The 13,288-nt window shown below is 43.9% G+C and carries 11 protein-coding genes; 4 read left to right on the forward strand and 7 right to left on the reverse strand.

Annotated elements, in window-relative coordinates; all coding sequences use genetic code 11:
- Positions 1–11 precede the first annotated feature (11 nt).
- Positions 12–1,478: a RimK family protein gene (locus GTW09_RS11120; protein ID WP_163111946.1), complete on the reverse strand. Its 1,467-nt coding sequence runs from the start codon at positions 1,476–1,478 to the stop codon at positions 12–14.
- A 208-nt stretch (positions 1,479–1,686) separates the two neighbouring features.
- Here GTW09_RS11120 and GTW09_RS11125 point away from each other — a divergent pair, with 208 nt between their 5' ends.
- Together GTW09_RS11125 and GTW09_RS11130 are read left to right on the forward strand one after the other, a co-directional pair.
- A complete protein-coding gene (locus tag GTW09_RS11125; protein ID WP_163111947.1) occupies positions 1,687–1,914 on the forward strand; it encodes a hypothetical protein in 228 nt (75 codons plus the stop codon).
- Positions 1,915–2,103: 189 nt separating this feature from the next.
- Positions 2,104–2,736: an MCP four helix bundle domain-containing protein gene (locus GTW09_RS11130; RefSeq protein WP_163111948.1), complete on the forward strand. Its 633-nt coding sequence runs from the start codon at positions 2,104–2,106 to the stop codon at positions 2,734–2,736.
- 94 nt (positions 2,737–2,830) lie between these two features.
- On the opposite strand, the gene GTW09_RS11135 is transcribed toward GTW09_RS11130, so the two are convergent.
- Together GTW09_RS11135 and GTW09_RS11140 are read right to left on the reverse strand one after the other, a co-directional pair.
- Positions 2,831–4,744: a tetratricopeptide repeat protein gene (locus GTW09_RS11135; protein WP_163111949.1), complete on the reverse strand. Its 1,914-nt coding sequence runs from the start codon at positions 4,742–4,744 to the stop codon at positions 2,831–2,833.
- A 423-nt stretch (positions 4,745–5,167) separates the two neighbouring features.
- Complete coding sequence (locus GTW09_RS11140; RefSeq protein WP_163111950.1) at positions 5,168–6,349, reverse strand: aminoacetone oxidase family FAD-binding enzyme; 1,182 nt, start codon at positions 6,347–6,349, stop codon at positions 5,168–5,170.
- A gap of 228 nt (positions 6,350–6,577) precedes the next feature.
- On the opposite strand from GTW09_RS11140, the gene GTW09_RS11145 reads away from it, so the two are divergent.
- Together GTW09_RS11145 and GTW09_RS11150 are read left to right on the forward strand one after the other, a co-directional pair.
- Entirely contained in the window at positions 6,578–6,793 is a 216-nt protein-coding gene (locus GTW09_RS11145; protein ID WP_163111951.1) for a YgaP family membrane protein, read from the forward strand.
- 21 nt (positions 6,794–6,814) lie between these two features.
- Positions 6,815–8,725, forward strand: a complete 1,911-nt coding sequence (locus tag GTW09_RS11150; RefSeq protein WP_163111952.1) for a putative bifunctional diguanylate cyclase/phosphodiesterase — start codon at positions 6,815–6,817, stop codon at positions 8,723–8,725.
- Positions 8,726–8,810: 85 nt separating this feature from the next.
- Here GTW09_RS11150 and GTW09_RS11155 read toward each other — a convergent pair whose 3' ends face one another.
- Genes GTW09_RS11155 through GTW09_RS11170 form a run of 4 tightly spaced genes read right to left on the reverse strand, consistent with a single transcriptional unit; the run spans position 8,811 to position 13,209 of the window.
- Positions 8,811–9,839, reverse strand: coding sequence for an ABC transporter ATP-binding protein (locus GTW09_RS11155; protein ID WP_163111953.1), 1,029 nt, complete (start codon positions 9,837–9,839; stop codon positions 8,811–8,813).
- Positions 9,839–11,359 (reverse strand): ABC transporter permease subunit, encoded by a 1,521-nt coding sequence (locus tag GTW09_RS11160; protein ID WP_163111954.1) that lies wholly within the window; start codon positions 11,357–11,359, stop codon positions 9,839–9,841. Before GTW09_RS11160 ends, GTW09_RS11155 begins: the two co-directional genes overlap by 1 nt.
- The gene (locus tag GTW09_RS11165) at positions 11,356–12,390 is read right to left on the reverse strand and encodes an extracellular solute-binding protein (RefSeq protein ID WP_071978255.1); all 1,035 of its coding nucleotides are present in this window, start codon (positions 12,388–12,390) and stop codon (positions 11,356–11,358) included. Before GTW09_RS11165 ends, GTW09_RS11160 begins: the two co-directional genes overlap by 4 nt.
- Before the next feature lie 9 nt (positions 12,391–12,399).
- Complete coding sequence (locus tag GTW09_RS11170; RefSeq protein ID WP_163111955.1) at positions 12,400–13,209, reverse strand: hypothetical protein; 810 nt, start codon at positions 13,207–13,209, stop codon at positions 12,400–12,402.
- Between the last annotated feature and the right edge of the window lie 79 nt (positions 13,210–13,288).

Genomic DNA, 13,288 nt, shown 5'->3' on the forward strand with positions numbered 1-13,288 from the left:
CCCATTTGTTACTAACGCCCACGGGCTTCTAACCTATTAACAAACTCCTGCATAATGATCATATAAAGCTCTTTACCTAAGTATAGGTCTTCCACTTTTGCCTCAATACTAGGGTTGTCGTTTACTTCTATCACGTATACTTTGCCGTTGGCCTGCTTAATATCAACGCCATACAGGCTTTTACCTATCATTGAGCAGGCTTTAATTGCCGCATCTAACACGGCCTTTGGCACCTCAAAGGTTGGCAGAGTTTCAAAACCACCCGACGTATTGGTTTTTGCATCATGGTTATATATTTGCCAATGCCCCCGCGCCATGTGATACCGACATGCGTAAATAGGTCGGCCATTTAATACGCCAATGCGCCAATCAAATTCGGTAAAGATATATTCTTGAACTAACACCAGTGCAGATTCGTTAAGCATGGTTTCAAGCTTATCTTTCAGCTCATCATTATCCTTTACTTTAAATACGCCCATTGAAAATGAGCTTTCTGGCAATTTCAGTACCATCGGAAAGCCAAATTCATCGGCTAGCATTTGGCACGTTGATGTCGTGTTGTCAGACACAAAGTGACTGCGTGGCGAGGGCACCTTGTGATAGCTAAACGCATCGTGCAAATACACCTTATTACAACATTTTAAAATGCTGGTCGCGTCGTCTATCACCACTAACCCTTCCTGCTCTGCCTTACGAGCAATATGATAAGTTGGGTGGTTAATGGCGGTAGTTTCACGAATAAATAGCGCATCATAATGAGTAATGTTAGCTGCAGCTTGGGCCGCATTGACTACTTCAGCGTTAATACCAACGAGCTTTGCCGCTTTAATAAAATGCTTAATTGCTTTAGCGTCGCTAGGCGGTGTCGCTTCATTTTCATTACATAAAATCGCCATATCCCAGCGGGCTTGCTTTTGCTTACTTCCACGAAGCCAGGTTTTTTCTACGTAGTGTTGAAGCGCATCAGCTAATGCCGATTTATCCTCAGCGTTCGCCGTACACCAATCGCCGAATGCTACCGTCATTACCGTAGCGCTCGATTGTTTACTTATCGAAACACGCAAAAAGGGCGCTGGAAAACGTTCGAAGGCAAACTTTGCGATTGCGCTCATTGACGCTTTTTTAGTTGTTCCAAAAAATACATCACAGCTACTGTCATCAATGGCTTCATCGCTCAACGATTTTGGTAGCGTACCGGTTTTCATTTGAAGCGACTGTTCTTCACTTTCAATAATCAAATTATTAATGGTATTCACGCTTGGCAGTACTTTGTGCGTGCGCGCTTCGGCTAACAATGAACAGTAATAGCCCTTACTTAAATAGCGGTCGGTTGCGCACAAATTAATAACGCGCATTTTGCCTTCCCCACGCTTGGGGAATTGCGAAAGATATTGCTCAAAATCAACCACTTCGCAGTTTTGAAAGTGCAGTTGATGAGCATCAGATAGTGAATCGACAACAATTAACGTTGTTATCATTTTTAATTCCAAATAGGTACATGTCACACACTACATGCGACATTGAGTTGATTGCGCGGAATATAGACTTTTTTGATGCTATATCAATGGATGGGAAGCAGTATTTAAATGAAATAATTTGTCCTTAACGGTCATATTATTTTGCTCGTATTTATCTCTATTACTCCTAAACTTTGAAAGCTAAATTGAACGATTACTAGGAGACTACATGAAGTATTTAACATTATTAGCAAGTCTATTCTTATCTACATTAGCCATAGCTCAAGAACGACCTGTAGCTGATAAAGAATTAGTTTTAGAGTTAAAAGCCTATTGTATGGAGCTTGCAGAAGATGAAGGCACAGACAATAAGTCGCTAAATGAGTATCTACTAGACTGTATTAACGAGGAACTAGAAGCTGAGGGATACCAACCCATCACTGTAGTACCAAGTTAAACCACCTCTTCTTGGTCAGCGGCTTAAGTGCCGCTGTTTGCCAACTTTTAAGGCCATAGTTGCAGTCAATAGTAAGGTTGCATCGCTTTGCTCTGGCGTTTATGATTTAACGAAAAATAAACAGTTAAGTAACAGCTCGCTAAAAATCTAGATAGCTATTCGCGCTGTATTTTCGTGAAAGGAGAAATTATGAGCTGGGCAAGTAAAGGGCTATGTACCGTTGTTTTTCTTACATCGCTTGCGTTGGTGTATGCAATGGGCGAGACCAACTTAAATAGCTTTAACAATGTGAAAGACTCTATCGAGGAGATTTACGAAGATCGCCTTGTGGTTAACGGCATGATTTACGAGCTTGCTGGGTTCCTGCACGAAAAAGAAGTTGCACTTGCCTCTCAAAACTATGAGTTCTTTGCCAACCAAAACGCAAAAATCAACAAACAAGCTTTCGCCATTATTAACGCGTTCAAGAAAACCTATTTAACAGACTTTGAAGCCTTCACGCTAAATCATTTTGAAACCAGCTTTAATGAGCTTGTAGCGTTAGAAAAAGATATCCCATTCTCTGAAGACCAGCCAGCTGACTCCGCAGCCATCGCAACACTGCTACTTGACCTTAAGGCATTAAATAGCGATTTAGATAAACTGTCTGATATTCAGCTCGCCGAAGGCAAGAACAAGTTAGCAATCAGCAAAAAAGCTGCTGAATCGATGAATACCTACCGTTCACTTGAGAAGTACTTTTTAATCATCACAGCGGGACTTATCTTTATCATTATTTTACTGCCTTCTTCGAAGGAAAAAGATGAGTTTGTCTCTGAGTAGTTTTATCGCTGTGAGTTTAAAGCTGTGCAATTATAGCCGCAGATTTTAAGCTGTTAAGTAACTGCGGTGCGGTAATGGCAGCTTAAGAACAGGCTTATAACTTCACACCCAGCTTCTCGCGCATTTTTTGTTTTGCTAGCTCAACTTGAGAAAAGAATTCTTTGAAGAAGGGATGACCGAGTTCATCTTTATAAGCATAACGCAGTGCGGGGATATTAAACCAAACAAGATCTGGTCTATATGAATAGCTTTCTAACAAAGCCGAGGCTTGCTCATACTCCTTTGCAATAATGAGTAATTCTAATTCCCACCATTCGAGTACGTAGAATTGATTAGATTCGGGGTACTGCTTTTTATATTTCCGCAGTACATTTAAAGCCTTATGAGCTCTTGCAGTCGCTTCTTGATTTTCACCCAACTTTTTTAATATAAGAGCATAACCAACCACACTATGTATTTGCGGCAAAGTATTTTCTGGTGGAATCAGTTCGTAAAATCGCTTTCGCAATTCAGATAATTTTTCCTCTTTTTGTGCCCGGTCAAAAAGTATCGAGGCATATATGCTACCGAGCTCAAAATGATCCTTTATTTGCATTCGCTCCCAAAGCTCCTCAAACTTGATTGCCGGCAGTTGATTGGGCGTAAAATAGGTATCAAGATAGGTATTAGTCGACCAGAACCCTTTACTATTCATATCAATACTGCTCATCAGTGATTGAGCGGTCGAGTGATCCTCTAAAAATGATAAACTAGTAATATAAGAGAAAATATGTCGCTGATTCGGATTTTGCTCATAAAGCACCTTATATTTTTTAAAACTCGCTTCGAAATCCAGTGGTATTGTAAAAAAGTCAACATCTTCGGTAGCAGCCGTCGCAAAGAATTTTTTCGCTTTACCCGGCTCCAAGCACTTTAATATTAAGTACCGAATTTGATTTTGAAGCGTTTTTTCTGCGCCACTTATATCTAAATTGCTGACATTCTCATTTATCTGTTCGCATGGCGTAAACGATGATATCAATGTGAGTATATAACCCTTTATAAAATAAGAATCGTAAGGGTAAGCGCGAATTGCCTTGCGGTATAATTGCTGTGCTTTAGTAACTAAATATTCATAATCATCATATGTAACAGCTAAAGTGAACAGAGCATCTCGGTTAAGTGGGTCGAGCTCTAACGTACGCTCTGCCATTGCAGTTCTGTCCTCCTCGCTCGTACTAGCATTTTCTGTAAAAGAAACCTCCATCATGGCAACATACGCACCCAGCCCCAGTATTGCCGGCGCATCCGGATATTTTTGAAGCAATTCTTCTAATATATTAATTGCTTGCTTTATGCCCTCGCTAGTTCGGCGGTTGGCCAATGCTCTTGCTTTCACCAATTGCTCCACCTCGATATAACTTAGTTTATCTAATGCAGCTGAATAGCGGTCGTCTTTATGAATAAGATTGAGTTTAAGTGCGGCTGCAACCTGATCACTCACTTCTTCTTGCAGCGTAAAAATATCTTTGAGGGTACGGTCAAAATTATCGGAAAATAAGTGGCTGCCAGTTTCGGCCTCAATAAGTTGCACAGTTATGCGCAAATTGTTGCCGCTTTTTCGCACGCTACCCTCAATGAGATAATCTGCGTCAAGCTCATTGGCAATAATCTTCAGGTCTTTGTTTACGCCCTTATAAGCAAAGCTAGACGTACGCCCCAGCACTTTTAGCTCGCGAATACGCACTAGCGTATTAAGTAATTCTTCTGTTAACCCATCAACAAAGATGTCTTGGTCGTCTTCGGTACTCAGATTTAAGAAAGGCAATACTGCTAAAACTTTGACTTCTTCTGCCTGCGAGTCCGCTTCAACGTTTTGCGCCAGAAGTTCGCTTGATGCAGCGGGCTCGTTTTCGTTGGCCGATACACTTTGATTTTCAGCAGCAGACGAGACCGAAGCTGGCTTTGCTGTGGCAGGCGATGTTGAAAGCCATATTTTATCTACAGCAACATAAGCAATCAAAAGCACAATAAGCGTTACTAAAAGGCGATTTATTTTTTGTCCGGTTTCGTGTGCAATTGAAACTTCATCGGGAACTTTGCGGGTCGGCTTTACGCCTTCGGGGGTAAGCTCGAAGGCCCATGCAAAAATGCAGGCTACGGGCAAACCTATGATAAGTACAACGGTAACACCGGTTCCAAAAGCAGTGGGCAGCTTTAAGTAAGGAGAGACCACAGCAATAACTTGTAAAATAAGCCATGCCGTTACCATATACACGCTGGCTACTTTTACCACGTTGCGGCGCTTTAACTCAGTGATAAACGACATGCGAGTCCTTTTGCTGTACAAAATACACTCAACCAGTATAGGTAGAATCTATGGTAGATACTAGCCTTTAATGTACATATCTAATTTGTCATGGATTGCTGTAGCATCGGCGGGAGAAATAGCTTACACCACCTGCCCGGCTGCCCAGCCACTGCTCCACGCCCATTGAAAATTGTAGCCCCCTAGCCAGCCGGTGACATCCACTACTTCACCAATAAAATAGAGCCCTTCCACGTTGTTGGCCATCATGGTTTTTGACGACAGTTCATTGGTATTCACGCCGCCAATAGTGACCTCAGCTGTGCGATAACCCTCTGTGCCGTTTGGCTTGATATGCCAGTTTTCTAACGTGTTTGCGATACTCTCGCATTCCCCGTGAGAGAGTTGCTTCACAGGCACGTTGCGCCATTCGTTTAACTCGATAAAACTTTGCGAAACACGTTTAGGGAAAATTTTATTTAAGCAGGTAGCGAGCAACGCATCAGGAGTTTGTGCCCTCGCGTTATTTAATAGCTCGTGAGGGTCGTTATCGGGAGTAGTGTTAATACTTAACGTATCCCCTGCTTCCCAATAGCTGGATATTTGTAGCATAGAAGGGCCACTCAGCCCTCGGTGGGTAAACAGCATAGCTTCTTTAAAGGTAGTGTCGTTACAGCTTGCATAAACATCTACTGCAACACCGCTCAAATCCGCCAGTGTTTCTTTGTCTTTGTCATGCAAGGTGAATGGCACCAGTGCGGCTCGGGTTGGCAACACATTTAAGCCAAACTGCTCAGCAATTTTGTAACCGAAAGGCGTAGCGCCTAATTTGGGCATACTTAACCCGCCGGTAGCAATTACCAAGGATTCGCACTGGTAATCACCATTACTGGTAGTGAGTGAATACCCACTTTCACTTTTTTCTACAGAAAGAATGTCACAGCGAGTGGTGACGGTCACCTGCGCCTTTTCGCATTCTTTAAGCAATAAATTTACAATGTCTTTTGCACTGTCGTCACAAAACAATTGGCCAAGGGTTTTCTCGTGATAAGCAATGCCGTGCTCGGCAACTAAGCTAATGAAATCCCACTGGGTATATCGACTCAGGGCAGACTTACAAAAATGGGGGTTTTGCGAAAGGAAGTTCTCTGGGCCTGCGTACATATTGGTGAAATTGCAGCGCCCACCACCAGACATTAGGATTTTGCGCCCTACCTTTTTGGCGTGATCAAGTACTTCTACGCTACGCCCTCTTGCTCCCGCTTGCGCAGCACAAAAAAGACCTGCAGCTCCTGCACCAATAACAATAACGTCGCGCTTAATCACACTTATACACCCTAGGTTTTCACTTAAAAGCGGGGGGTTAAAACAACAGCAAATACACTCCCACATCGGCGGCGAATTATACGTTATATCGGGACACGTACAATGTCTGTGCTAATTCCATGAAGAATTTAATAGAAAGGCTTACACAGAAAAGCGTCTAAAGTTTACTTCTTTCTTTATCAAAAGAGCGCTAAGCTCTAGATATTACACTAGTGATAGGTTCAAAGCGTGGCAATAACATCTAATCTTAGCCAAATAGATCGATTTATACGTGGTGTCATAGGCGTTGCGGTTACCGGATTTGCACTGTTCAATGGCAACCTCATCGAAGATGTCTTCATTGAAATATTGCTTGGTATTTTTGGATTATTAAATCTTATCTCTTTAGTGTTTGGCTGGTGCCCTGTTTATCAACTAGCCGGTATAAGCACTAAATCAGATTAACGTCATCGTCGAGCTGTAAATTTGGAACTACTTTCAAAACTTCCCCGTGATACAACCATGCGTTCAAGGCTTATCTTGGCGTGTTTAACTGTGTCTGTGCTTATTTCCGCAATCTATGTCACCGTTTCGTATCGGCTAACGTCAGATATGGCGATTAAAGCGGAGTTGAATAGCATGAGGGTTGCACTCGCTTTCTTAGAAAAAGAGGTGCAGACCAACGAGACACTGGCGCCTAGTTACTTACAAAGCATTGGCGCATTGCTTGAAGAAAAAGATATCGCGTCGGTTATTAGGGTTCAATACAAGGAAAAAGAAAGAAATTTTTCTCATCAAATTAGTAAGCTCGAAAGTACTACACTTTTAAACAATATTGATGGCAACTTAGCGGAATCTGAAAACTCAGAACGCATAATTTCACTCAATGAAACACGCTACCTGTGGTATCAAGTACGTACCGAACGCTTCTCCGCCACCTTTATTAAAGAAACAGTTATTCTTGATGATGCGCGCCGGCTTATGGCTAAAAGGCTTATCATTACTACCTTTATAGTATTTTGGATAGCAGTATGGCTGGCCCTAACACTATCATCTATTATCGCAAAGCGCGCGGACGAGATTAACGGTACGTTAAAGAAGCTAGCCACCCACGATACGTTAACCGAACTTCCTAATATTTTATATCTGAAAGAGATACTAACTGCTTTCGATGTCAAAGAACGCAACAAACCAGTCAAAAGTGAAAGCTGCCTTCTGGTTATCGACTTAGATAAATTTAAAGACGTTAATGATGCCTTTGGGCACAGTACAGGCGACCAACTGCTTAACGCCGTATCTAAGCGTATACTGGCTTCGCTAGACCCAACTTGCACACTCATCCGCGTTGCAGGTGATGAATTCGTCGTTTGGGCGCCAAATTACACCATTGATAAAGGGAAAGAGCTCGCCAAGCGTATTGTGGCCGTGTGCGACACCAGCTTACCTTTCAACGGTCTTGAATTGAGCATTGGCGCAAGTATAGGCTTTTCGCATTATCCATCGCACACCCGTAACGTAGAAACGCTCATATCATATGCAGATACTGCGATGTATAAAGCGAAAAAACAGCGCAGTGGCTGGGAACTATATGACGTTCAAAGTGCGCTAAATAACGAACGAGATATGATGCTTCGAGGCGCATTGAATAACGCAATGGACAGCCGTCAGATCATATTACATTTTCAGCCTAAGATAGATATGCGAACCGGAAGCGTTTTAGGCGTTGAGGGGCTATGTCGTTGGCAACACCCTGAACTTGGTCTGCTTACACCGTTTGCGTTTATCGATCTGATTGAACACAGCGGAAAAGTGCAGGCCTTTGGACGTTATATAATTCAAAGCGCACTTGAGCATGCAAAAGCGTGGAAGCAGGAGCAGCTTAATGTGCCTATTGCAATTAACTTATCGCCTTACAACTTACTCGACCCACAGTTGCCAAACTACATTTCGCAGTTGCTCAACGAATACAATTTACCCGCCGATGTACTAGAAATTGAGCTTACAGAAAACGAAACGTGTCTAAATATAGTTCATATTCAATCGGCACTTAACGAAGTTAAAAAGCTTGGGGTAGAAGTTGCCATAGATGACTTTGGTACGGGTATGAGTTCGTTGGCTTATCTAGATAGCCTCAATGCTAATACTATTAAAATAGACAAAGCCTTTATTGATGATGTAGATACGAATCGCGGACATAGAGCTATAGTTTCAGCGGCTGTGACTTTGGCGAAATCCTTCGATTGCAAGGTGGTTGCAGAAGGTGTAGAAACGAAAGAACAAGCTGACATGTTGGTTTCTTTAGGATGCTATATTGCTCAAGGCTACTATTTTGCCAAACCAATGCCGGAGGACAATATAAAACAGTTCATTCAAAACAGTAAGAGCCCGCAAAAATAAAGCGCGCCAACCTTATCTGTTGAGTTTTGCAGCTACTTACAATCTGAAGGCAATTTGTAGGCTTAGCCATCAAAAGAGCATTTCACTACCGTGGAAATACAGCTAATGGATGGGTGGTAATCAAGCTCATATGGGCTCGCTCACCAGGCTTTATGGCATTTTCGTGGCTTACTCTCACTTTCAGCTGACTTCCGTTATCGAGCATAACTGCATACAAGCGACTTTCACCCTCATAGCGTACCCAGTCTACGGTACCGTTTGGCGAGGCATGACTTGCATCTAAACTTAAGTCATCGGGTCTTACCAATAAATCTACGTCGCCATGAGCATTTTGGAGCGGTGTTCCAGGAACATTGCCGATATCCGTAATAACGGTGTTATCTACATTGTTTTCGCTATTGTCGAATTGAGCCTTCAGAAAGCTAGCTTCGCCCATAAAGCGGGCCACAAAACGACTGTTCGGCGTTGAATAACACACTTCCGGCGTGTCTAACTGCTCTAATACGCCTTTATTCAGTATACCTATTCTGTCGCCCACACTGAGAGCTTCTTCTTGATCGTGAGTAACCCAAATAGCGGGGACATCGGCTTTTTTAAGGGCATCTCGAATTTCCCAGCGCAAGCTATCTTTCAGCGCTGCATCTAGGTTAGACAGCGGCTCATCTAGTAGAACAAACGCTGGCTCATGAGCAAGTGTACGGGCTAATGCCACCCGCTGCTTTTGACCGCCAGACAAACTGGCAGGCTTTACATTGCGAAAGTTATCCAACCCCAACAGTGTTAGCCAATGATCGGCAAGGGACGTGTCTTTTAAACGGAAACACACATTTTGCTGCACAGTTAGATGCGGAAACAAAGCAAAATCTTGAAACACCATTCCCACGTTGCGCTTTTCTGGCGGAACATGCTTCGCAGGAGTACTTACCCAATTACCTAAGCGTACTTCGCCCTCTGAAACAGGAATTAGCCCTGCTAATGCTTGTAATATGGTGGTTTTTCCACAGCCTGTAGGCCCCACCAACATGAGAATCTCGTCTTGACCAAGTTCTAAATTTAACTTGTCGACTACTCGGGTAGCCCCATAATTCACTGACAAATTACTTACACTTAGCATTACGAACGTTCATCCTCGGTAACAGTAAATTGGGCTTTTCGCTCACCCGACAGCATTAGCACTAAACCAACACCTGACAATAGCACTAGTAACAACCCTGGCACTGCGGCGCGACCAAAATAACCTGCCTCGTAAACTCGCCACATGTAGGTAGCCAAGGTCTCAAACCCTGTTGGGCCAAGCATAAGGGTGGCAGGTAACTCTCGCATGGCTTCTAAGAACACCAATGCAGCGCCTGCTATCATACCACGAAGGGTTAAAGGTAGCGTAATTCGCATAAAGGCTTCTTTAGGCGTTGCGCCAAGTACTCTTGCCGCTTTGACTAAACCTGAATCGATATTTTCAGCGGTAGTTCTTACACTGCCTACTGCCAATGGCAAAAAGCGCAGTACGTAAGCCATAACTAATAGCCCTAAAGTTTGATATAGCGCAGGAAGCTGAAGGCCTACATAAACCAGAGCGGTACCCATAACGATGCCAGGTACACCAAAGCCAAAATAGGTAATGCGCTCCATAAGCCGCCCGGCTTTGCCGGCAATAGCCGCGTGTGCCACCGGAATTGCCAAGAGAACGGCTACCAGCGCAGCTAAGAAAGAAGCGTGAGCAGAGTTCCACGCATAGCTGAATTCAAACCCTCCGGTTCCTTCGCGAACCAACCATAAGGTGAAAATAGCAAGGGGTAATACAATCGCCATCAGCACAATGGGCATAGCGCTTAGTAGCATAAGGTTGCACTGCCAGCGTGGCGGGAACAAAGAAAGATGACGGCCAGGTCGCTCGGTCGCGCCGCTTATACGGCTTTCTATAAACAGAATGAGCCCCACTATCACCATTAATTGCAAACTCAGCATAGCGGCCTGACTTAAACCAAACGCGTTGTATTCAACAAAAATAACGCGGGTAAAAGTATCTAGCCCCATAATGGCGGGAGTACCAAAGTCGGACAATGCGTAAAGGGCCGCAAGCAATGCACCTGCACCAATGCTGTTAACTACCCGGGGCAGCACTACGCGCCACAAGCTTTCACCTAATGACAATCCAAGGGTTCTAGCGGCGTTCACAAGGCTGGCATCTAAACTGAGTAGGCTTGAGCGAGTTGTCATCATCACAAAGGGGTAAGTGTAGAGGCTCATGACTAATGCAGAACCCCATAACCCGCTTATGGGTGGAGTACTTATGCCAAGTACGTTTTCTATCTCGCCGCCTCGGCCAAATGAGAAATACATAGCAAATGCCCCAATATAGCTGGGTAGGGCCAGGGGAGCAGCAAGAACAATTAGCCAAAAACGTTTAAAGGGAAGATGTACGTACGCGGTGAATATGGCTAACGGCACACCAATCAACACAGAGCCAATGATGGTAAGCACCATTAGGGCCACCGTGTTTCCTAGCACTCTTAAATTATGCGTATCAAAAAGTTGGGCACTATCTTGTGCTAAAGAAAACAAAACGCCAACGGGCAATAAAGCCATTAGCGCGATAATTAATGCCAGTGGATACGACTTTGGCCAATTTGTCACAGTACGCCGACATCCCTCATCATGTTAAGGGTTGGACGTAAGTCTGCTAATTTACGAAGATCTAACTCTGGCGGAGAAAGCGAACTTAAACTTGCCAAGCCCTCCGGCGCTGCAACATCTTGCACAAGCGGAATTTCATAGGCTTCGCGAGCCAAGTAGCTTTGCACCTCATGGGTAAGCAAGTAACGGATAAAGTTAACAGGCAAGTCGCCCTCGCTTAACGCCACAATACCCGATGCATTCACCAAACAGCCGGCGTCGTTATTGGTGTAAGCCAATGCAACGTTAGCGTCTGGCTTGCCCGATTTTAAGCGTAATGTGTAATAGTGATTGGCGAAGCCGACATCTACTTCACCGCGTTCCACGCCCATTACCACACCAAGTTCGCCAGCGTACTTTTTAGCATTTTTATTAATACCTTTAAGCCAACTGCGCGTAGCGTTTTCGCCTTCCAGTATACGCATTGCAGTAACAAACGATTGAAACGATGAGTAGGCAGGCGCCCACCCAATTTTTAAATCGCTATCGGCTAATGCCATAATGCTGTCTGGAATTTGCTCTGGCTTTACGCGTTCTGTGTTGTAAGGAAGCGTTCGCACTCTACCCGTTACCGGCGACCAACTTGGGTATTGAAAGCCGTCTTTTAATTGGCTGGTAACGGTAGATGGAAGTGGCTTAGCGGCGCCTGAATCTGTCACCATACCAATTGAGCCAGTGTCGACTGCCCAAAAAAGGTCGGCGCGTTTAACACCCGCCTTGGTTTCAGCCACAATGGTATTGGCAAGTGCCGCGGAACCGCCGCGACGAACTTTAAGATTGAGTTTTGGATTTCTCTTTTTAATGGCATCGAGTACATTTTCATACAAGCCGCCCTCACCACGACCTAAATATAAGGTCAGGTCGCCTTCTAGCTTTGGCAAAGTTTCAACAGAAACACTGCCAGCGGCAGAGACTGCATGCGCTAGACTAAAGGGTACGCTGCCCAATACTCCGGCAGCAGCTAGGCCTTGTAAGAATGTTCTTCGTTGCATTAAGGTTCCTTAAAATACGTCTTTACGACCTTTTTCTGCTTCTACCAGCAGTGCACGTGCTTTATTAAGCTTAACCTGCATGGCTTCTACCACGTCTCTTACGCTATCAACGCTTTTATTGCTGGAAATAGCTTGTGGCAAAGTCACGTTGAAGTCTTTTTCTAGTGCTTCAACCAAGTCGGCGTCTTTGGCAATTAAATCACCTTCTACACCTTCAAAGCGTTGGAGGTAAGTGTCGTGAACCAAAGTGGTCGCTACTTCGTTAAGCTGCTCGGCATATTTGGCAACAACGCGATCTAAGCGCGTTTTTATATCGTCGATAACAGCCGGCCCGGTAGTTGGCTCTACTTCAGTAGTGCGAACTTGATCAACCAGTCCTCGCTGTTGATATTGGGATGCAAGTTTAACCGCGCCTAATGCTTGCCACAAGGCGTGATTCAGTTTCTCTTGCTCTTCTCGAACAACATCAATAGGTTTGCTTTCATCAATGGCAACTTTTACGCCGTAAATTCCCTGCCAAATTGACGCATAAATAGGCACGTATTGCGTTTCAATTGCAGAGTGAAAATCGACCTCTTCCCAGTATTCCATAAGGGCATCGGTTTTAAGATTTTTGTCTTTGCTTGCATAGGCATCAACAACTGAGCCAAACTTGCTTTCCAACCAATGAACTTCTTCAGTATATTCACCAATATGTGCGTGAAGATTATTTACGTGATCGCCAATTTCGCCGTTGGCTAGCGCACTGGTGGATACCATTGATAGCGACAAAAACGACGCAGTCAAAAGGGTACTTATTTTTTTCAATGTTGTTGTCATATTGGTTCCTAAAACATTGTTCTTTCACGTTGGCATCTGCGCAAATGATACTTATTATCATTAACTAAGTAAAGGCAAC

Source organism: Alteromonas hispanica (assembly GCF_010500915.1).
GTDB classification, from domain to species: domain Bacteria; phylum Pseudomonadota; class Gammaproteobacteria; order Enterobacterales; family Alteromonadaceae; genus Alteromonas; species Alteromonas hispanica.

Bases quoted from the DNA above. Each gene is read 5' to 3' on its own strand.
- GTW09_RS11120 (WP_163111946.1), bottom strand. From the start codon at position 1,478: ATGATAACAACGTTAATTGTTGTCGATTCACTATCTGATGCTCATCAA.
- GTW09_RS11165 (WP_071978255.1), bottom strand. From the start codon at position 12,390: ATGCAACGAAGAACATTCTTACAAGGCCTAGCTGCTGCCGGAGTATTG.
- GTW09_RS11155 (WP_163111953.1), bottom strand. From the start codon at position 9,839: ATGCTAAGTGTAAGTAATTTGTCAGTGAATTATGGGGCTACCCGAGTA.
- GTW09_RS11125 (WP_163111947.1), top strand. From the start codon at position 1,687: ATGAAGTATTTAACATTATTAGCAAGTCTATTCTTATCTACATTAGCC.
- GTW09_RS11170 (WP_163111955.1), bottom strand. From the start codon at position 13,209: ATGACAACAACATTGAAAAAAATAAGTACCCTTTTGACTGCGTCGTTT.
- GTW09_RS11130 (WP_163111948.1), top strand. From the start codon at position 2,104: ATGAGCTGGGCAAGTAAAGGGCTATGTACCGTTGTTTTTCTTACATCG.